Annotated in this window: 17 protein-coding genes; 9 read left to right on the forward strand and 8 right to left on the reverse strand. The window is 59.8% G+C overall.

Going from position 1 to position 19,389, the window contains the following annotated elements; all coding sequences use genetic code 11:
* Positions 1 to 42: 42 nt before the first annotated feature.
* On the reverse strand, positions 43 to 969 hold the full coding sequence (locus V2I08_RS04465) for a LysR substrate-binding domain-containing protein (protein ID WP_349634004.1): 927 nt from the start codon (positions 967 to 969) through the stop codon (positions 43 to 45).
* 128 nt (positions 970 to 1,097) lie between these two features.
* On the opposite strand from V2I08_RS04465, the gene V2I08_RS04470 reads away from it, so the two are divergent.
* The 5 genes from V2I08_RS04470 (at position 1,098) to V2I08_RS04490 (ending at position 7,391) form a co-directional block, all read left to right on the forward strand.
* Positions 1,098 to 2,228 carry an LLM class flavin-dependent oxidoreductase gene (locus V2I08_RS04470; protein ID WP_349634005.1) on the forward strand — a complete coding sequence of 377 codons (1,131 nt, stop codon included), beginning with the start codon at positions 1,098 to 1,100 and terminating at the stop codon, positions 2,226 to 2,228.
* 46 nt (positions 2,229 to 2,274) lie between these two features.
* Complete coding sequence (locus V2I08_RS04475; RefSeq protein WP_349634006.1) at positions 2,275 to 2,880, forward strand: glutathione S-transferase family protein; 606 nt, start codon at positions 2,275 to 2,277, stop codon at positions 2,878 to 2,880.
* Between the two features lie 193 nt (positions 2,881 to 3,073).
* A complete protein-coding gene (locus V2I08_RS04480; protein ID WP_349634007.1) occupies positions 3,074 to 3,937 on the forward strand; it encodes an alpha/beta hydrolase in 864 nt (287 codons plus the stop codon).
* A 27-nt stretch (positions 3,938 to 3,964) separates the two neighbouring features.
* Entirely contained in the window at positions 3,965 to 4,960 is a 996-nt protein-coding gene (locus V2I08_RS04485; RefSeq protein WP_349634008.1) for a zinc-binding dehydrogenase, read from the forward strand.
* A gap of 190 nt (positions 4,961 to 5,150) precedes the next feature.
* Positions 5,151 to 7,391 (forward strand): TonB-dependent receptor, encoded by a 2,241-nt coding sequence (locus V2I08_RS04490; protein ID WP_349634009.1) that lies wholly within the window; start codon positions 5,151 to 5,153, stop codon positions 7,389 to 7,391.
* A 109-nt stretch (positions 7,392 to 7,500) separates the two neighbouring features.
* Here V2I08_RS04490 and V2I08_RS04495 read toward each other — a convergent pair whose 3' ends face one another.
* The 3 genes from V2I08_RS04495 to V2I08_RS04505 all read right to left on the reverse strand — a co-directional run bounded on the left by V2I08_RS04495 (position 7,501) and on the right by V2I08_RS04505 (position 11,380).
* Complete coding sequence (locus V2I08_RS04495; RefSeq protein ID WP_349634010.1) at positions 7,501 to 9,015, reverse strand: malonyl-CoA synthase; 1,515 nt, start codon at positions 9,013 to 9,015, stop codon at positions 7,501 to 7,503.
* Between the two features lie 7 nt (positions 9,016 to 9,022).
* Positions 9,023 to 10,426, reverse strand: a complete 1,404-nt coding sequence (locus tag V2I08_RS04500) for a malonyl-CoA decarboxylase domain-containing protein (protein WP_349634011.1) — start codon at positions 10,424 to 10,426, stop codon at positions 9,023 to 9,025.
* Positions 10,427 to 10,558: 132 nt separating this feature from the next.
* The gene (locus V2I08_RS04505) at positions 10,559 to 11,380 is read right to left on the reverse strand and encodes a fumarylacetoacetate hydrolase family protein (protein ID WP_349634012.1); all 822 of its coding nucleotides are present in this window, start codon (positions 11,378 to 11,380) and stop codon (positions 10,559 to 10,561) included.
* Between the two features lie 190 nt (positions 11,381 to 11,570).
* On the opposite strand from V2I08_RS04505, the gene V2I08_RS04510 reads away from it, so the two are divergent.
* The 4 genes from V2I08_RS04510 to V2I08_RS04525 all read left to right on the forward strand — a co-directional run bounded on the left by V2I08_RS04510 (position 11,571) and on the right by V2I08_RS04525 (position 15,824).
* On the forward strand, positions 11,571 to 12,383 hold the full coding sequence (locus V2I08_RS04510) for an alpha/beta fold hydrolase (protein ID WP_349634013.1): 813 nt from the start codon (positions 11,571 to 11,573) through the stop codon (positions 12,381 to 12,383).
* Between the two features lie 65 nt (positions 12,384 to 12,448).
* Entirely contained in the window at positions 12,449 to 13,684 is a 1,236-nt protein-coding gene (locus tag V2I08_RS04515; protein WP_349634014.1) for an LLM class flavin-dependent oxidoreductase, read from the forward strand.
* A gap of 84 nt (positions 13,685 to 13,768) precedes the next feature.
* Positions 13,769 to 15,016, forward strand: coding sequence for a CaiB/BaiF CoA-transferase family protein (locus tag V2I08_RS04520; RefSeq protein WP_349634015.1), 1,248 nt, complete (start codon positions 13,769 to 13,771; stop codon positions 15,014 to 15,016).
* Positions 15,017 to 15,080: 64 nt separating this feature from the next.
* On the forward strand, positions 15,081 to 15,824 hold the full coding sequence (locus V2I08_RS04525; RefSeq protein WP_349634016.1) for a GntR family transcriptional regulator: 744 nt from the start codon (positions 15,081 to 15,083) through the stop codon (positions 15,822 to 15,824).
* A 102-nt stretch (positions 15,825 to 15,926) separates the two neighbouring features.
* On the opposite strand, the gene V2I08_RS04530 is transcribed toward V2I08_RS04525, so the two are convergent.
* The 4 genes from V2I08_RS04530 to V2I08_RS04545 all read right to left on the reverse strand — a co-directional run bounded on the left by V2I08_RS04530 (position 15,927) and on the right by V2I08_RS04545 (position 19,386).
* Positions 15,927 to 16,520, reverse strand: a complete 594-nt coding sequence (locus V2I08_RS04530) for a nuclear transport factor 2 family protein (RefSeq protein ID WP_349634017.1) — start codon at positions 16,518 to 16,520, stop codon at positions 15,927 to 15,929.
* Between the two features lie 62 nt (positions 16,521 to 16,582).
* Entirely contained in the window at positions 16,583 to 17,386 is an 804-nt protein-coding gene (locus V2I08_RS04535; RefSeq protein ID WP_349634018.1) for an alpha/beta hydrolase, read from the reverse strand.
* Positions 17,387 to 17,516: 130 nt separating this feature from the next.
* Positions 17,517 to 18,725, reverse strand: a complete 1,209-nt coding sequence (pcaF, locus tag V2I08_RS04540; RefSeq protein WP_349634019.1) for a 3-oxoadipyl-CoA thiolase — start codon at positions 18,723 to 18,725, stop codon at positions 17,517 to 17,519.
* Between the two features lie 22 nt (positions 18,726 to 18,747).
* A complete protein-coding gene (locus V2I08_RS04545; RefSeq protein ID WP_349634020.1) occupies positions 18,748 to 19,386 on the reverse strand; it encodes a 3-oxoacid CoA-transferase subunit B in 639 nt (212 codons plus the stop codon).
* Between the last annotated feature and the right edge of the window lie 3 nt (positions 19,387 to 19,389).

Raw genomic sequence — 19,389 nt, forward strand, 5'->3', positions numbered from 1 at the left:
GCTCCGCCGCAAGGAAAGGGGCAGCCCCTTACCACATGATGGTCAGAAACCTTTCCAGACGCCCAATCCGCGCAGATCCCGTGCGATCCGCAAGGCATGCTCCATCACGGTGCGCGCCGCGCGGGTAAGCGGATGATGTTTGCTGTGCGCGAGGACGATGCTGCCGGAGAAGCAGGGATCGACGATCCTGGCGGCCCGGATCGCGAAATCGCCGTCTTCGCCATATTGCGGCACCGTGCCGCGCGCGCCGATATAACATCCAAACCCTTGGCGCAGCAGATGGAGCTGAAAGCCAAAAGCATTGATTTCATATCGCAGATCCAGCTTTATGCCCCGGTCAACCGAAGCCTGTCGAAGGGCCGTGCGTAGCGTGTTGGGGGCCTGCGGAACGATGAGGGGTAGCTGCGCCAGATCGCTGAAGGCGACCTCACCATCGGTGGTCGGGACATCAATGCATTCCGGGATGTAAAGTTCGATCGCATTTTGCGTGAGTAGTCGCTCATTCTCTCCCGATTTGGCGTTGACCCGCGTGATGAAGGCAAGGTCGAGCCGCCCGGCGTCGAGCGCTTCTTCCATCGCGCCGCTGCTCCCATCGCTGATCAGCAATTGTATACCGGGATGTTGGGATTGGACATCGCGCAGCAGCCGCGAGAGCATCAGGTTGAATCCTGCTGGCAAAAGGCCGATGCGAACGACACCGCGAACTGACGCTACATCGCCCAACACCCATTCGAGCTGCGCCGCTTCGTGCAGGATACGTTCGACCTGCGGCAGCATCCTTTCGCCCAGGTCCGATAGCTCCAGCCCTCGGCCGGTGCGCTGGAACAGCGGGCTTCCCACCGCCTTTTCGATGGCGGCCAGTTTCCGGCTCAACACCGGCGGCGAACTTTGCAAAACTGCGGCTGCCCGATTGAGGCTGCCGTGCAGAGCCAGTTCGGACAGGATGCGGCATTGGGAGAGGGTCAACATTAATTAATATACCCAGCAAGTCTGAATTGCTCAATTAGGCAATATTCAGCGGATCGAACGATGTCAATATGTCAGTCATACGGCCTATTGACCCGAAGCGGGCAATGTGGTGCCATGATCGACAGGAGATGATGATGATCAAGACTTGGTGCTGTGATTTTAACCGCGTGCCCGACGCCGCTCCTACGGACTATAACGATCAGGCCATCGTTCAGCGCACCTATAACGACATGCTGGATCGGCTCGCCAAGCTCGATGACTCCGGCTTTGAAGGCGTATTCTTTGCCGAACATCATTTCATCAAGTCGCTCATGCCGGTCCCCAATCTGCTGATCGCCGCGCTGGCGCAGCGCACCAGGCGGATCAAGATCGGCGTACTCGGCAATGTGCTGCCCTTTCACCAGCCATGGCGTCTGGCCGAGGAAATCGCGACTCTCGATTATCTGACTGAAGGCCGTCTCGAAATCGGCGTGTCGAGCGGGGTTCCGTTCGAATTCGACTTCGTGAACATCGATCCCGATGATGTGCGGCCAATCTATGGCGAAATTCTCGAAATTCTCGATCTCGCAATGCAGGACGAGATCGTCAATTTCGAAGGCAAATATTTCAAGTTCAAGGACGTGCCGATCATGCCCCGCCCGCGCGAGGAAATCCGCCGCCGCCGCTGGATGTCTCTATATTCGACCGCCACCGCCGAGCGCGCGGCGACGCGCGGCTACAAAATCTGTTCGGCCTACCAGTCGGTTGAAACCTGCCGCGGATTGACCGAAGCCTATATGGCCAAGGCCGATGAAGCCGGGGTGCGGGTGAGCGCGGACGACATCGCCGTGCGGCGGCAGGTGCTGGTCTGCGAGACTGATGCGGAAGCGGCCGAGCAGAAGGAAAAGCTGCTGGCTGCAAATGCCGAGCAGACGGCGAGAATGTTCGCGGCCGCGCTTGACCGGCATGATGCTACCAAGGCGAAGGTTTCGGACGACATCAAGAACAGCGGTGTGCTCGATGCAGCCGCGCCCAGCCATGGCCCCAACTCCACCACTGGCGGCCCGCGCGGCCTGCCCATGCCCGCGCTCATGTCGGACGACGAATATATTTTCGGTTCGCCGACGACCGTAGCGGAAATTATCATCAATCAATGCCGGGGAATGGGCGGCAATAATATGATCGCTTTTCACCCTCATTCGCTTGATCGCGACGGCGTTCGCAAGCTCTATGAAAAGATGTGGCCAAAGGTGCACGACATCCTGGCCAAGGCGGCATAGGGGAAAGTCGGCCCGTGGTAAGCGGTCTTATATGGAGAGTGAGCCCATGAAGTTGCATTGGTCGCCGCGCTCACCCTTCGTCCGAATCGTTATGATCGCGGCGCATGAACTGGGCATTGCGGACCGGCTGACGCTGGTGCGAACCGTTGCCGCGATGAGCGAGGTCAATCCTCAACTCAGCGCCGACAATCCGCTGAACAAATTGCCCACGCTTGTGCTCGATGACGGGAAGGCGGTGTTCGATTCGCGGGTGATCCTGCGATTGCTCGACAGCGCTGATCGGCTGCATCCTGTGAACCGCGAAGCCGGTCTCGAAACTGCGCGATGGCAGGCGATGGGCATGGGGTTACTCGATATCCTCGTGCTTTTGCGGAATGAGCGGGACCGTCCCGAAAATCTGCGTTCCCACGCACACATGACGGCTTGGAAACAGAAGGTCGCCAACAGCCTGGACTGGCTGGAACAGCATGTAGGCGAACTTGCCGCTCGGCAATTCGACGTTGGCCATGTCGCCGTGGGTTGCGCGCTGGGCTATCTGGATCTGCGCTTCGCCGAACTGGATTGGCGCTATCGACGCCCAAATCTGGTCGAATGGGGCGCGGCATTCGAAGCACGCTCTTCGGCAATGGCATGCCGGGGTGAGATAGACTGAGGCGAGATCAGGCCATCCTCGCGCGCAACGTGAGATCGAGCATAAAAATGCTTCCGGCCATCGCCTGGGAGCGAAGAGGTAACGGAGAGAGATCGCCATGCAAATGTCGCGCAGACAGCTATCGACCTTGGGCCTGGTTCCGCTGTCAGTTCTAGGGCTTGCCAGTGGTTGCGCCGCCGGTCGACCGAAAGATGTGGGCACATCCCCATTGCTGTCCGACGATCCCGAACTGGTCCCGCCGCCTCCGCCCTTTGTTGGTAGGTTGGGCCTGCTGGATGGTCCGGCGAAGGGAATCTGGTGCGCCGATTCAGGGGGTAATGGCCCGGCCGTCATTCTTTTGCACGCGCATACGGGGGCCGCTGAATCCTGGGCCTATCAGCAGCATGCGCTGGCTGACGCGGGCTTTCGCGCCATCGCCTATTCGCGCCGTGGGGCGGGCCTGTCACCTGCGCCCGAAGGTGCGCGCGGCGACATGGAAGATCTGATCGCCGTGTTGGATGCGCTGGGGGTCGCGCGCGCGCATATTGTCGGGATTGCGGCAGGCGGTTTCATCGGATCGCGCGCGGTTGTCGCAATGGCCGCGCGGGTCGCCAGTTTCACCTTGTGCTGTTCGATGGGCGGCATGACCGCCCCGGACATCCAGGCCCGTATCGCGGCGACGCAGCCGCATGAATTTCATGAACTTCCGGTCGAATTGCGCGAGCTTTCGCCTTCTTATCGCTTCGCCAATCCCGAAGGCGTGGCGCGCTGGATGGATGTTTATCGCACCTCGCTCTCAGTGCGGCTTTCCAGCCTTCCACCTGAAACGCGCACGGCCATGCGAAAGCTGGCAACCCAGGGCGGACCGCCGATCGAGACGGTCGCCGCATCGGGCGTTCCAATGCACCTGATCTATGGCGATGCGGACCTATATGCGCCGTCCGCGCTGGCCCGGATGCTGGCGCGCAGGCTGGGCAACGCCCGCGTCACGACCATTGCCGAGGCGGGGCACAGCGCCAATTGGGAAATGCCGCGCACATTCAATGCGGCGATGCTGTCGTTCCTGGCGGCACAATGACGTTGGCTACTGACGAGGCAGACTATCATGGCAAAGATGAACACCGTACGCTTTCACGAACATGGTCCGCCAGAGGTGCTGCGCTATGAGCAGGTAGAGCGACCAGTGCCGGGGCCTGGAGAGGCGCTGGTCAGGATTTCGACGATCGGCGTGAATTATGGCGACGTCATGCGGCGTCAGGCACCCGACCTCTATCCGATGCCCTCTCCGTTGCCATGGACGTGCGGTGGCGAAGCGGTTGGCACGGTCGTCGAGGTTGGCGAAGGGATATCGCCCACCATCCTCGGACAGCGCTCGGTCGTTTTTCCGGGCAAGGGATGCTATTCCGACTATACGGTCGTGCCGATCAACCGGGTTTACGGCATTTCATCTGAGCTGAGCGATGCACAGGCGATCGCCCTGTTCGTGCAGGGGCTGACCGCCGCATTCATTTTGCGTCATTCCGCGCGGCTGGCACCCGGAGAAGCCGTGCTGGTCCAGGGTGCTGCGGGCGGCGTTGGCAGTCTCGCCGTGCAACTTGCGAAAATCCAAGGTGCCGGCCTCGTGATCGGATGCGCGGGTTCTGCCGAAAAGTGTCGGCTGGTCGAAAGCCTGGGCGCTGATCTGGCCGTGAACTATACCGACCCCGACTGGGCGGAACAGGTCCGCGCCTTCACCGGCGGAGCGGGCGTCGATGTCGTGCTTGAGATGACCGGCGGGAAAGTTGCGGAAGACTCTCTCGGTCTGCTCAGGATGTTCGGAAGGTCTGTGGTGTTCGGCCATACCAGCGGCGGCGCGCTGGCCATCGACATGGGCATGTTGCCGCAGCGGAATTTGTCGGTGATCGGTTTTTACATGCGCCCCTATCTCGACATCGGCACGCTGGTTGCCGACACATTGGCGGAATTTGCCGATCATGTCGCATCGGGTCGGCTGCAAGTTCAGCTCGGCGGCTCATTCCCCCTGTCACGGGCTGCAGACGCCCATCGCCAGCTTGAAAGTCGTTCCACCACCGGAAAGCTGGTGCTGATCCCCGACGCTTGACGTAACGGAACCTGTGGGGGCGACGCGCCAGGGCTGACATGCATTCCCTCAAAAAAGTTGCATAGTCTATAAATACAGATTATCGAATGTTCGGCACTGCTTTTGTGGTGATTGCCGACGTATATTCGCTCGAATGGATAGTCTCCCAAACGGGCGAAGGCTTCGGCAAAATTAATGGGGGAGGATCGTAATGAGGAAGATGTTGCTTACGTCGCTGCTGTTGTGTGGCATTTCGCATCCAGTAATGGCGCAGACCCAAGAAGCGGATCGAACCGATCCCTACGCCCTGGAAGAGATCATCGTGACAGCAGAGCGGCGCGAAACCACCGTTCAGCGTTCGTCCCTGTCAATTCAGGTATTGTCTGCAAAAGATGTCGAGGCCGTCCGTCGCCCGGCGGATCTCAATCAACTGGTGCCAGGCGTCCAGATCGGCAGTACCGGCGTCAATCCTCAGATATATATTCGCGGCGTGGGCGATGCGGCGCGCAATTCGCGGGCACAGCCAGGTGTCCAGTTCAATCTTGACGGCGTCGCGCTGGCTCGTCCATCGCTCGCGTCCACAAGTTTTTTCGATCTTGAGCGTGTCGAGGTTTTGAAGGGTCCTCAGGGCACTTTATATGGCCGCAACGCAAGCGGCGGCGCAGTCAACCTTATCAGTGCGCGCCCCAGAATAGGCGAAACGAGCGGTTCGGTCAGCCTGGAAGCAGGCAGTTTCAACCTGCTCAGCAGCGAACTCGCGCTGAACGTTCCGCTTGGCCAACAGGCTGCGCTGCGTATTTCGGGCAAGGGGATCGAACGCGACGGATATTTGTCGGACGGAGCGCAGGATCAGCGCACCCGCGCTGTTCGCGGCCGTATTCTTGTTGAGCCGTCCAGTGCGATCTCCATACTCGCCAGCGTCGATTATTCCGCAGTGCGGGGGCAGGGGTCGGGTGTGGGCGTTTACCCGGTATTTCAGAATGATCCCTGGTATTCGAACAATGATGTCAGCCTTTTGCCTTACCCCTATATATTTGGGCCGGGTACCGCTCCGTTCACCAGGCCTGACGACCGCAGCGTCAATTCCGACAGTTGGGGTGTGAGTGCGGAAATCAACGCCAATCTTGGTTTTGCGACGCTGACTGTCATTCCCGCCTATCGCGAGCATGTTCAAAACTATGTCTCCTACAACGCCAATATTCGCTTCAAGGAATATCTCGATGATCGCGCGACGTCTGTCGAAGTTCGGCTGGCAAATGATGGTACGACCTTCAAATGGATTGTCGGCGCATTTTATTATGACGATCAGTTCGGGCAGCAAGTCTATGCCGTGCAGGGAACGCCGACGGGACCGGCACTGCTCGCGCAATTGAGCAAAGAGAAAGTCGTATCGAAATCCCTGTTCGCCAATGTCACCTATGCGCTGGTTCCTGATCTGCGGGTGATCGGCGGGATACGCTATACCCATGAAACCAATGGCGGCACTCTCGTCACCGGCACAGGTGCCCGGCCAGAGGTTCCTTTTGTACAGCTTCGCGGGCCGATCGATCTGTTTTCGGCGGGAGACAAGCGCATCAATTGGAAAGCTGGCCTTGAATATGATGTCGGCGCGGCCTCAATGCTCTATCTTACCGGGACGACAGGCTTCAAAGGCGGCGGCACCAACACCACGCCATGCGGCGGGCCAAGTTATGAACCGGAAAGAATCACCCAGTTTCTGGCAGGATCGCGCAACCGCTTTTTCGGCAACCGCCTTCAAGTCAATGGCGAGGCTTTCCTGATCAAGGCGCGCGGACAACATGTCAGTGCACTAGCGGACGTTTGTGGCTCGACACCTGGGTCGCCATCCGAGCAAGGCTTCCTGACATTCAACGTCGGCAAAGCAACAATCTATGGCGCGAACATCGACCTGGCCTGGGCGGTGACTGACGCCGACAAGCTCAAATTCTTTGCCGAATATACCAAGAGCAAGGCCGACAGTTTCGTCTTTACCCAGATCGGGCTTGGTGCCTATGCGCCGGCGCAAGCATCGGCATGTTCGGCTTCCCCTGCCAGCGTCGCGGGGCGCTTCACGATAGATTGCAGTGGCCGGGCTTTGCCGCGTGTGCCAAGCTGGTCGTTGCAGGGATCATATCAGCATGATTTCGAGTTGAACAATGGCGGGAGGATCACGCCTTTGGTCAATGCTCAATATGTTGGTTCGCGCCTGCTGGATGTCGGCTATGGTCCCAACAGCCGCGTGTCAGGCTATAGCGTTGTCAATTTCGAATTGAGCTATACCGCGCCCGACGACGCCTGGTCGCTCTCGGCCTATGCGATGAACCTGACCAACGAAGCGATCTACACCAGCGGGACCAGCATCGGTGCAAATGCGCCCAACGGCTTCCGCTATTATACCGTGAATATTGAAGCGCCGCGAAACTATGGCGTTCGGCTGTCGTCAAAATTCTGACCGCAGCAAAAAAAACGCGCCGGGGTTAAGTTGTACCCCGGCGCGTTCATTGCATCTTGCAAATGGCAACGCGCCTTGAACGAATTCCAGGCGCGTTCAGGCCCGAACGTCAGGCAAACGTAGCGGCGAATTGTTCGCGTAACTGCGCCTTCTGGATCTTGCCCATCGCATTGCGGGGTAGTTCGGAGACGAAAAATACACGCTTGGGCTGCTTGAATCGCGCGAGTTTGTCGGCGATCGCGGCAATAATCGCTTCTTCGGTCAGCGAACTGTCCCGACCCTGCACTACGGCGACTACCGCTTCGCCGAAATCGCGGTGCGGTACGGCGATAACCGCGCTTTCGGCAATGCCCGGCAATTCATCGAGCAGTGCCTCGACTTCCGCCGGATAGACGTTGAACCCACCGGAAATGATAAGGTCTTTCGATCGGCCGACAATGTGAACATAGCCATTTTCGTCGACACGACCAAGATCGCCCGTGATGAAGAAGCCGTCCGCGCGGAATTCCTGTTTCGTCTTTTCCGGCATCTGCCAGTAGCCGACGAACACATTCGGTCCCTTCACCTCTATGCCGCCAATCTCGCCCTGGGGTAGTTCGGCTCCGGTTTCCGGGTCTGCGATCCGCACCGAAACGCCGGGCAGCGGAAAGCCCACGCTGCCTGGAACACGCGCCCCGTCATAGGGGTTGGACGTGATCATGTTGGTTTCCGTCATGCCATAGCGTTCCAGAATGGCATGGCCGGTGCGTTCTGAAAATTCGCGGTGAACATCGGCGGAAAGCGGCGCGGACCCTGAAATGAACAGGCGCATGTGCGCGGCCACGTCGCGGGTAAAGCGCGGGTCGTCCAGCAGGCGCGTGTAGAAGGTCGGCACCCCCATCATCGTTGTCGCCTGCGCCATCAGGTCCAGCATCGACGGCACGTCCAGCTTCGGAAGGAAGATCATCGTGGCACGGGCGGCGAGGATGGTGTTGGTGGCAACGAACAAGCCATGCGTGTGAAAGATCGGCAGCGCGTGCAGCAGCACGTCTTCACGGGTGAAGCGCCAATAGTCGCGCAGCGTCAGGCCGTTGCTGACCAGGTTGGCGTTGGTCAGCATCGCGCCCTTCGACCGGCCGGTGGTGCCGGAGGTATAGAGGATAGCGGCAAGATCGTCGGGACCGCGCGATGCATCGGTGAAATCTTCCGGCGCAGCGGCATTCAAGCCATCGCACAGCGTGCCGTCCCCGGCAGTTCCCAGCGACTTGCAGCAGGGAAGGCCGATCCGGCTGCACAGCGCGGCAAGGGCCGTTTCGTCCTGGGGGCGGCAAATGAACAGCGCAGGCGTGGCGTCTGCCAGGAAATATTCCAGCTCGTCAGCGGTGTAGGCCGTGTTGAGCGGGAGGAAGACCGCGCCCACCCGCTGCGCGGCAAGATAGACGAACAAGGCGTCCGGACTCTTTTCGGCATGAATGGCGATCCGGTCGCCGTCCTTCACGCCGAGTGCGCGGAACCGGGCGGCCAGCGCGGTGGTCCGTGCCCACGCATCGGCATAGCTGATGGACGTGCCATCGGCCAGGGTCAGGAAGGGGGCGTCGCCTGCATCGTTTACGGCTTCGCGGAACAGCGTGGCGATTGTCTGCATAATATCCTTACCTGTCCTTCTTATGGGCCGATTTGCTGAAGCCCGCCGTCAGCATTTCCTTTACCGGATCACCCAAGGGGACTTCCCCCTTGAGGAAGCGTGCGCGGTTGGTTTCGAGTGCGTCGATTTCATAGCGATAATTGACCATGAGGCCCAGCGACTGGGCCATGCCTGAGGCCGAAAGATCACCGCCTATGCACAAGCGTTCGAGCCGCGCGCCGTTGCCCAGGTGGAAGCGCATGACGGGATCGCGGGGGCGGCCCTTGCGGTCCTTGGCTTCGGTGAGATAGCGCAGCGCCGGGCCGAGCAGCATCGCCTGCGTCGGCGGAGCGGATGAATCCATGTTGAGGAGTGTTTCGGCTTCGACATTGCCCTGGGCCTGCTCCTCGCGCAGCCAGCGCATGAATCCGGGTACAGGAGAAAGGGTGACGAACCGCTTCAATCCCGGCAATTCACCCCGCAGATCATCCACGACCTGCTGCAGCAAATGATGTCCAAAGGACACCCCCTGAAGGCCCGCCTGGCAATTGCTGATCGAATAGAACATTGCCGTGTCGACCACGTCGGCCCCAAGCGGATGGCGTTCTTCGCTTAGAATTGTGGCGATCGAGGATTCGATTTTGTCGCTCAGAGCCACTTCTACAAAGATCAGTGGCTCATCGAGCAGCGCGGGGTGGAAGAAGGCGTAGCAGCGCCGGTCGCCTGGGGCGAGGCGGCGGCGCAGATCTTCCAGCGAGCCGATCGAGTGGACGGCTTCATAAGCGACGATCTTGTCGAGCAGATGCGCTGAACTGTTCCAGTCGATCCGCTGCATGATGAGGAAACCCCGGTTGAACCAGGAATGGAACAGGTGGACCAGATCGTCATCCACCTGTCGGAGTTCAGGGTGTTGGGGCAGCAGCGAAAGCAGTTCCGCGCGCAGTCGCACCAGCGCCAGCGTGGCGAACGGTGCCTGGTTTATTCGCCGGAACAGTTCCTGCCTCGGCGGTTCGACATCAAGCACGAGCTGGCGCAGGCTTTCGTCGCCCGGCGTGTCCAGAAAGGCTTTGCAGGCGTTTGCGACCTTCTGGCGGTCCGGTCCGAATTCGCGCGCCAGCATCTGTAAGGTTTCGAGGCGGTGGGCGCTGTCGAGCCGCGCATAGCCTTCGATGAACGAGGTCGAGAGCATGGTGCCGACTGCGTGGGCATGTTCGGACAGGATCTTTCGCGCAATCTGTCGTAAATGTTCCACCCCCTGGCTTTCGCCGGGGAGCGTGCCGACGCCGGCCGTTGTCTGTCCCGCGCCAAGGTGACGCATCCGCGTGACCAGCGCATCGAACAGGCCGCCCACCGATGAGGCAAGATTCAGGATCGGCCTGGGAACAGGGCCGGACGAGGCCCCCGGCTGGCGGCTAGAGCGGATCATTTCCATCACGGCACCTCCGTTCGGTTACGCACTGTTCGATCGCGCATATTCCTCTCATGATCCGGGACAGACGCGGCGCTGCCCGGCGATGAGATCCGAAACACGAACGGGGGCATGTGCTGCCCCCGTTTCGGCGCTTCAAACGCCGCGCTGGCTTCCCGGCACAATCCGGTTGCTGATCAGGCCGACCTTTTCGATTTCAACTTCGATCACATCGCCTGGCTTCATGAATAGCGGAGGTTTGCGGGCATGGCCGACGCCTTCGGGTGTTCCGCTGGCGATGATGTCGCCGGGGAACAGGGTCATGATTTCGCTCAGATAGGAGATAATCCGGCCGACCGGGAAGATCAGATCTGCGGTGTTGGCTGATTGCATCACCTGGCCGTTCAGCCGGGATTCAATGTGCAGGCCGGTCGCCGGATCGCCCACTTCATCAGCGGTGGTGATGGCACCCAAGACACCGGAACGGTCCATATTCTTGCCCGTGGTCCATTGATGGGTGTGGCGCTGATAGGTGCGCGCGGTAATGTCGTTGAATGCGGCATAACCAAATACCCCATCCAACGCCTCGGCATCCTTGACGCCCGCCATCTGACGACCAATGACGACGCCAAGCTCGGCTTCCCAGTCGAGCTTCTCTTCAAGCGCGGGAACATCGCCGCCATCCTCGACCAGCGAGCGGGTCCAGCGGCCGAATATGGCTGGAAAATCGGGTGCTTGAAACCCTCCTTCGGCGGCATGGGCGCGATAATTGAGGCCTACGCAAATGACTCGCGCGCCATGCCAGGCGGGTGGGCGGATGACAGCATCGCTCCGCGCGATACTCGCCGTGCCTGGAAGTGACCTGGCGGCGAACGGGTCGGCAAAGAACGCCTCCGCCGTAGCGAGGAGAATTATCTGATCGCCTTCTGTGCGGCCGATCCACCGCTGCCCGTTCCACTCAACGCCGACACACTGCATATCCTACTTCCTAACGAGGTTCTGACTGCCCATGCGGTCAGTATAAAAATTTATATCGTAGCGCAAGGATTGCGAAGGCCGCGTTCGCGCATTCACCGACATGGCTTCAACCCGTGCCGTCGGCAAAGCCACATCCTTGTCCATATACAAAAGATAAAAGAATGGTTATATGTATTTTAGGAGGGTGCCAATGACATTTTGCAGTGAACTGGTGATCGACGGACTTTCAATTCGCTATCGCGTGGACGGCGCGCGCCAGGGGCCGTGGCTGGTGTTCAGCAATTCGTTGATGACCGATATGTCGGTATGGGCCAATCAGGTCGAGGCGCTGGGTGAGCGCTTCCGGATATTGCGTTATGATCAACGTGGCCACGGCGGAAGTGATGTTCCGGCTCAAGTGCCGACATTTCAACGCCTTGCGCACGACGTGCTGGCGCTGCTGGATCACCAGGAGATTGACCGCTGCACATTTGTCGGCCTCTCCATGGGCGTTCCAACAGGGCTTGCGCTCTGGCAGGCGGAATCGTCGCGGATCGCACGTCTCGTCCTCGTCGATGGTCAGGCCAAGACCGCGCCCGGTGGCGGCGCGATGTGGCAAGAGCGTATCGATTTCGTACGGAAGCATGGGATGAAGGCTTTCGCGGACACCGTGATGCCAAGGTGGTTCTCGCCCGATACCCTTGAATCCGGGCGTGCCGAATCGGTGCGCGAGGGCATGGTGTCCACGCCGATGGAAGGGTTCGCCGCGATGGCAGGCGCGCTGCAATCCTTCGATTTTTCGGATGTTCTGGGTTCGATTTCGGTGCCGACCCTGCTTTTGGTGGGTGAAAATGATGGGCAGGCGCCAGTCGTTATGGAGCATATGCACCAGCAGATTGCCGGATCGCGTTACAGGGTCATTCCCGGCGCGGGGCATATTCCCAATTGGGAAAGACCGGACCTGTTCAACGCTGTCCTCGGCGAATTTCTGACGGACGAGTTCCGGCCCGATGTGGAAGCCTGACAGTCGATAGAAATAGTATGATTGACTGACCTATAGAATATTGCTATTACCCATAGCAGAAGTGGATGATCGAACGGGCCGCAGGACCGGCTGTCCGGCATCCGCCATGGATCGCCGCCTATGGTTTCTTCCGCAACGAGAATATCGATCGAAATGGAGCAAGGATAATGGTCAAGGTCTGGTGTTGCGAGTTCAACCGTTTGCCGAACGGGGAGCTGGAAGATCATGCGAATCCTGACATTGTTCAGCAGGCCTTTGACGACATGCTCCGCCGGATGGCGTCGCTTGATGACAAGGGTTTTGAGGGCGTCTTTTTTGCCGAACATCATTTCCTCAAAACCATGATGCCCGCGCCTAACCTGTATATCGCCGCGCTCGCCCAGCATACCAAGCGCCTTAAACTTGGCGTTCTGGGCAATGTATTGCCGTTTCATCAGCCATGGCGGCTCGCCGAGGAATTGGGCATGCTGGATTATCTCACCCATGGGCGGCTTGAGATCGGCGTGGCCAGCGGGGTTCCGTTCGAATATGATTATGTGAATATCGCGGCGGCAGACGTCCGGCCCATCTATGCCGAAGCGCTCGATATACTCGATCTTGCTGCGAAGGGTGAATATGTCACCTACAGCGGCAAATATTTCAACTATACGGGCCTGCCTGTCATGCCGCGCCTTCGCCCGGAAACGCGCAGGCGCAAGTGGATGACGCTCTATTCCGCCGCAACGGCGCAGAATGCCGCCGTTCGCGGGTACAAGATTTGCAGCGCCTATCAGTCGGTCGAAAATGCGCGCAAGGTGACGGACGCCTATTTCGCCAAGGGCGAAGAGATTGGCGTGAAGCTCAGCGCGGACGATGTCGGAATTCGCCGCCAGATCAATATATGCGCGACCGACGCCGAGGCCGATGAACGCCACCCTGAACTGTTGGCCAGGGCACGCCAGCTATCGGCCGAAATCTTTCAGGCCGCGCTGGCCCGGCACGATGCTGCCGAGGGCAAGACGGTGGACGAGGGGGTCAAAAAGACCGGGATTGTCGATGCGGCCTCACCCACGCAGCAGGGTCTAAAAGTGCCGACCGACAATCTGGTGTCCTTCGAGGACGAATATGTCCACGGATCGCCCGAAACAGTTGCCGAAAAGATTATTTACCAGTGTCGTGGCATCGGTGCGGACCATTTCATCGCTTATCATTCGCCTGCCCTTGATCTTCCCTCGGTCGAGACGCTTTACGCCTCGCACTGGCCCAAGGTGATCAAAATTCTTGCCAAGGCGAATATTGGCCACAGCATGGCCGCCGCCTGAAACTCGAACGGACTGCGCGTTTCGTGCAGGATAGGCCGTAGGCAGAGCGTGGCGATTTTCGATGACGGTTGAGAGGCGGATTTCATGACAAGCGCAACAGCCCCGGACGGCTCCAATCGCGAGCCTGATCGGGAAGCGCCGCAATCGGGCAGGGCTGGTCCGCTTTCCCATATCCGGGTGCTTGACCTGACCCGGATCATGGCAGGCCCGTGGTCAACCCAGATTCTGGCCGATATGGGTGCCGATGTCATCAAGATCGAACGGGACGGCGTGGGCGACGACACGCGCCGCTGGGGGCCTCCCTATGTCAAGACGCCGGCGGGGGAAGAAACGCGGGAATCGGGCTATTATCTCTGCGTCAATCGCGGGAAGCGATCGGTCGCCGCAGACTTGAGTAGCGCTGCGGGGCAGGAATTGATCCGTGCGCTTGCCGCCACCGCCGACATTGTGGTCGAAAATTTCAAGGTTGGCGATCTGGCTCGCTATGGCCTGGCCTATGACGATTTGCGGGCGATCAATCCCAGCCTTATCTATTGCTCGATCACCGGGTTCGGCCAGACCGGGCCGATGCGCGAACAGCCTGCCTATGACTTCATGATTCAGGCCATGGGCGGGTTGATGAGCGTAACCGGGGAGCCGGATGACGCGCCCGGAGGCGGCCCACAGAAAGTCGGCGTGCCGATCGTTGATCTGATGACCGGCATGTATGCGACGGTGGCTATTCTGGGTGCGCTGGCGCATCGGGCGGAAACCGGCAAGGGTAATTATATCGATATTTCCATGTTGGATGTGCAGGTCGGTTTCCTCGCCAATCAGGCGATGAATTATCTGGTTTCGGGCAAGGTGCCGGTCCGTACGGGCAATTCGCACCCCAATATACAGCCCCAGAATGTCTATCCTTGCGCCGACGGATATATCGCCCTGGTGGTTGGAAACGACAATCAGTTCGAGCGACTGTGCAAGATCATCGAGCGTCAGGATTTGACCAACGATCCCCGCTTTTCGTCCAACACGTTGCGGGTGGAAAATGTCGCGACCCTCACCGCCCTTGTCGGGGAGGCATTGTCGACGCGCAACCGGGCAGACTGGTTTCCGCTGTTCGAGGCAGCGGGGCTGCCCAGCGCGCCGATCAACACAATTCCGCAAGTGCTGGAGCATGAGCAGGTTGTCCACCGTGGCATGGTCAAAACGCTCCGCCATCCCAGCGGTTCGGAAGTGACACTGGTCGGAACGCCACTGCGCTTCAGCGAAACGCCCTTGTCGCCGCCGGTCATGCCGCCGATGCTTGGAGAGCATACCAGTGCGGTTCGTAGCGAAGTTGGACTGGAATAGGCGGGACATTCTTGTTGCCGGTGCGATGGCGCACAGTGTTGTCAATCAGTGGATTGAGCGATAGATGCGTCTTATGTCAAATAACAGCACCAAACTCGCCAGTGGCGGCGTTCCGCGATACACACAGCTCGCAACGCTTTTCCGTCGCCGGATCGAAACTGGCGAATGGGCAAAAGGGCAGCAGATCCCGACAATTGACGAGCTTGCCGAGGAATTCGGGGTTGCCCGTGCGACGATCCGTCAGGCGGTCGGACAGCTTGAGGCGGAAAATCTCGTTTCCCGTTTTCGGGCAAAGGGCACTTTCGTTCGCGAAACCTTACCCGAACCCATCTGGTGCGAGATCGAGACCGATTGGCAAAGCATGCTCAGTCTTCGCGAGCATGCGGAGATTGAGATATTGTCCGATTATGCCAATGTGGCCTTGCCGGCGCTTGCCAAGCCGATCGGCACTGTCGCACCCAATTACCGCAATTTGCGTCGACGCCATTCGCAAAAAGGGCAGCCCTATTTGTTGGCGAGCATTTATGTCGATGAGCGCGTGGCTCGGAAAATCCCCGATGAATCCTTCACGACAATGACCGCCGGACGATTGGCGGCCTCCATTCCCGGCGCAAAGATTGCCGATGCACGCCAGATCATGACAATCGGTTCGGCTGATTTCGAGACGGCTGAACTGCTCAATATCCCCATTAATGCGCCAGTCTGCTTCATCGATCGCATGATGGTGGATCAGCGCGACCGGCTGTTCCTGATTTCGCGCGGCACCTATCGCGGCGATGTTTTCCGCCTCGAACTCAAGATGCGTTGATCGCGTGGTCGGCGGGCGGCTCTGCCATTCTCATAGGATCGGGATGACAGAGCCAGTCTGACCGGCTGGTTAGCCCAGATACCGGCCCCGCATGATCCCTGGTCAATCCGCGACGACCGCCTCACCGGCATCGATCGCAATGGCCAGCTTGGCGAAGCGCCAGACGCCGTCCCTGCCCCGAACCATTTTCGCCGAATAGACCACGGCTCCGGCCAGCAATGTTTCCGCCCGACGGGTCCGCGTGACGATGGCATAGGCAATTAGTTCGGCCGTATTTCCGCGCATATTCTGGACAATCATGTTCGAAGCGGCGTGGCGTCGCTGATCCTTTTGCATGGCAAATAGGGTTTTGAAGCCTTCGACCACCTTGTCCCCACCGACCGATTGCGCGCGGGGGATATTGGAACCGACATAGACGGTCATGGTTGCGTCGTCAGTCAGCACCGAACGCAACAGATCGGAATTGCCGTCATCAAGCGCCAAAGTATAGGTGGTGAGCGTTTCGCGGATCGCCTCCCGATCGGCGAGTTGCGAGGCGCGCACCGGCTTGCGATCGGGCGATACCGCGACGATCCCGGACTGCGTCATCCAGCCGGGTACGGGCCGCAGCATGTCGTCGGGGGCGCTGGTTTGAGCGACGGCGATGCCTGAAAGGGCAAGGCCAGTGGCCATGGCGATCGCGAAAAACCTGTGCATTTCGATATGCTCCTCTCATGATGTTCCGATTATATTTTCAAGCCGGACCGTGGTCTTTCCCTTCATGCGGTCCGGGCGATGGCTGCGTTCACGAAGCGCCGCACCGAGGCGGCAAACAGTTCCGGGGTTTGGACAGCCATGAAATGTCCGCTTTCCAGCGCTTCGAACTGTCCCTGCGGGATCATGTCCGCCACGGCGCATGCCATCGCAACCGGACGCGACGTATCAAACGTGCCGGCAAGGACGAGCGTTTCGCAGGCAATGGACGGGTAAATGCTGCGGGGGTCGATTTCATTGAGCATGGAGATCAAATGGCCATAGGCGGCGGCATCATTGCAGGTCCAACGGGCACGATATTGTTCGAACCGCGCCGGATCGAGCGCGCGCAGGCATTCTGGATAAAGGCCGACCAGATAGCTGTCGCGAATGGCGCGCAAACCCATGCTGGCGATGCGTTCGCCCATTGCCGCAAGCTGCGCCTTGCGGCCCTCGTCCATCGGTTCCGACCGCGGGCTGGTGATGACCAGGCTGGCGACCCGTTCATGCTGTTGCCGACAAAAGACCGCGGCGATGTCGCCGCCCAGCGCGCAGCCTGCGACGTGGATCGGGCAGGGCAGGGCGAGATGATCGACCAGCGCCGCGAGATCGTCGACCGCCGTAGCAAGGGTGAAATTATTTGATGGTTCGGAATGGCCGAACCCGCGCTGGTCGTATCGCACCACGCGAAATCCTGTTGCCAGATCGGCCGCGACCTCGTCGAAACTTTCGATACAGCCGCCCGCTTCGTGGACGAGCAGAACGACGGGGCCACCATCGCCATCAACGCGATAGCGCAGGCAGCTTCCGTTGACCTCAGCCCAAGGCATCGCCCATTCCTTCCCGGCATATCGCAACCGCGCTGGAATAGACTATTAAACCATAATATTAACTTTTTCAACATGAAGCGCGCCTGCGCGTCGCTTGGTCAGGCCTATCGCCAATCCATGCCTGGTCTTTTCAAACCCGTTCCACCGCCAGAGCAAGGCCGTTGCCCACGCCCACGCACAAAGTTGCCAGCCCCCGCCTGCCGCCGCTCTTTTCAAGCTGATGCACCAGCGTCATGACAATCCGTGCGCCCGACATGCCCAGTGGATGCCCCAGCGCGATCGCGCCGCCATTGGCATTGACGTGCGCCGCGTCATCTTCCAGCCCCAGTTCGCGCAAGGTCGCGAGCGATTGGCTGGCAAAGGCCTCGTTCAGTTCGATGGCGTCGAAATCGCCGATGGAAAGGTCCAGTTTCGCCATGAGCTTGCGTGTGGCGGGCACCGGGCCAATGCCCATGATACGCGGTTCCACCCCGGCAGAGGCCATGCCCAGAATGCGGGCGCGCGGCGTCAGGCCATGGGCTTTGCACGCCGCTTCGCTCGCGACGATCATCGCCGCCGCGCCGTCATTGATCCCTGATGCGTTGCCAGCGGTTACGGTTCCCGCAGGACCAAACAGGCCCTTGAGTTTGCCCAGCGCGTCCAGCGTGGTTTGCGGACGGATATGTTCGTCGGTATCGACGATCGCCGTCTCGCCCCGCCTCGCGCCTGGAACCGTGACGGGAATAATCTCCTCGGCGAAATAGCCACCTGCCTGCGCCGCTGCCGCGCGCTGCTGGCTGCGGAGAGCAAAGGCGTCCTGGTCCTCGCGCGAAATGCGATAATCCTCGGCCACATTTTCGCCGGTGCGCGGCATGGTTTCCGTGCCATAGGCCGCATCCAGTGCAGGGTTGACGAAGCGCCAGCCCATCGTGCTGTCCTCCAGCATCTGTCCGCGTCCAAAAGCGCTGTCTGATTTTCCCATCACATAGGGCGCGCGGGTCATATTCTCTACCCCGCCTGCAATTGTGAGGTCCATCTCGCCCAGGCGGACAGCCCGCGCCGCCTGCCCCACGGCTTCCAGTCCTGAAGCGCACAGGCGGTTCAGCGTCACGCCCGGTACGCTCGTCGGCAGTCCGGCAAGCAGCAGCGACATGCGCGCCACATTGCGATTGTCCTCGCCCGATTGGTTGGCGCAGCCATAAAATATTTCTTCGATCGCTGCGGGATCGAGCGAAGGGTTGCGCGCGACAAGGGCCTTCATCGGTAACGCGCCCAGATCGTCAGCGCGGATATTGGCAAGGCCGCCATTGTAGCGGCCGACAGGGGTGCGCACCGCATCGCAGACAAAGGCATCGGTCATGGCAATCTCCGGTAAAACTGTTTCAGGCAGAAGTCAGCGTAACGCCGGTCAGTTCGCGGAGATGGTCGATGCTCAATCCATCCACCATATCCACCACGCGCGCGCCATCGGGGCCAAGGTCGAACACGGCAAGGTCGGTATAAAGCCGGGAAACGCAGGCCAGTCCGGTCAGCGGATAGGTGCAGGCGTCCACCAGCTTGCTTTCGCCGGTCTTGGTGAGCAACTCCATCATCACATAGGTATTTTTCGCCCCGATCGCGAGATCCATCGCGCCGCCGACGGCCGGGATGGCATCGCTCTGACCCGTGTGCCAGTTGGCGAGATCACCCTTGGTTGAAACCTGGAAAGCGCCCAGCACACAGATGTCGATATGGCCGCCGCGCATCATCGCGAAACTGTCTGCATGATGAAAATAGGCGCCGCCCGCCCGCAATGTCACCGCCTGCTTTCCGGCGTTGATCAGATCCCAGTCTTCTTCGCCGGCAGCGGGTGAAGGCCCCATGCCTAGCAGGCCGTTTTCCGATTGCAGCAATGTCTCGCGCTCATGCGGTAAATAGTTCGCCACTTTCGTCGGCAGGCCGATGCCCAGATTGACATAGGCACCTTGCCTTATGTCGCGGGCGACGCGCCGGGCCATGTCGTCGCGGCTTAGTCTTTGCATTTC

It is taken from the genome of Sphingobium sp. MK2 (genome assembly GCF_040170545.1).
GTDB lineage: Bacteria > Pseudomonadota > Alphaproteobacteria > Sphingomonadales > Sphingomonadaceae > Sphingobium.

Excerpts from the sequence above, each read along its gene's own strand:
- V2I08_RS04490 (WP_349634009.1), top strand. The coding sequence starts at position 5,151 with ATGAGGAAGATGTTGCTTACGTCGCTGCTGTTGTGTGGCATTTCGCAT.
- V2I08_RS04505 (WP_349634012.1), bottom strand. The coding sequence starts at position 11,380 with ATGCAGTGTGTCGGCGTTGAGTGGAACGGGCAGCGGTGGATCGGCCGC.
- V2I08_RS04485 (WP_349634008.1), top strand. The coding sequence starts at position 3,965 with ATGGCAAAGATGAACACCGTACGCTTTCACGAACATGGTCCGCCAGAG.
- V2I08_RS04465 (WP_349634004.1), bottom strand. The coding sequence starts at position 969 with ATGTTGACCCTCTCCCAATGCCGCATCCTGTCCGAACTGGCTCTGCAC.
- V2I08_RS04475 (WP_349634006.1), top strand. The coding sequence starts at position 2,275 with ATGAAGTTGCATTGGTCGCCGCGCTCACCCTTCGTCCGAATCGTTATG.
- V2I08_RS04510 (WP_349634013.1), top strand. The coding sequence starts at position 11,571 with ATGACATTTTGCAGTGAACTGGTGATCGACGGACTTTCAATTCGCTAT.
- V2I08_RS04470 (WP_349634005.1), top strand. The coding sequence starts at position 1,098 with ATGATGATGATCAAGACTTGGTGCTGTGATTTTAACCGCGTGCCCGAC.
- V2I08_RS04545 (WP_349634020.1), bottom strand. The coding sequence starts at position 19,386 with ATGCAAAGACTAAGCCGCGACGACATGGCCCGGCGCGTCGCCCGCGAC.
- V2I08_RS04535 (WP_349634018.1), bottom strand. The coding sequence starts at position 17,386 with ATGCCTTGGGCTGAGGTCAACGGAAGCTGCCTGCGCTATCGCGTTGAT.
- V2I08_RS04520 (WP_349634015.1), top strand. The coding sequence starts at position 13,769 with ATGACAAGCGCAACAGCCCCGGACGGCTCCAATCGCGAGCCTGATCGG.
- V2I08_RS04515 (WP_349634014.1), top strand. The coding sequence starts at position 12,449 with ATGATCGAACGGGCCGCAGGACCGGCTGTCCGGCATCCGCCATGGATC.
- V2I08_RS04500 (WP_349634011.1), bottom strand. The coding sequence starts at position 10,426 with ATGGAAATGATCCGCTCTAGCCGCCAGCCGGGGGCCTCGTCCGGCCCT.
- V2I08_RS04530 (WP_349634017.1), bottom strand. The coding sequence starts at position 16,520 with ATGCACAGGTTTTTCGCGATCGCCATGGCCACTGGCCTTGCCCTTTCA.
- V2I08_RS04495 (WP_349634010.1), bottom strand. The coding sequence starts at position 9,015 with ATGCAGACAATCGCCACGCTGTTCCGCGAAGCCGTAAACGATGCAGGC.
- pcaF (WP_349634019.1), bottom strand. The coding sequence starts at position 18,725 with ATGACCGATGCCTTTGTCTGCGATGCGGTGCGCACCCCTGTCGGCCGC.
- V2I08_RS04525 (WP_349634016.1), top strand. The coding sequence starts at position 15,081 with ATGCGTCTTATGTCAAATAACAGCACCAAACTCGCCAGTGGCGGCGTT.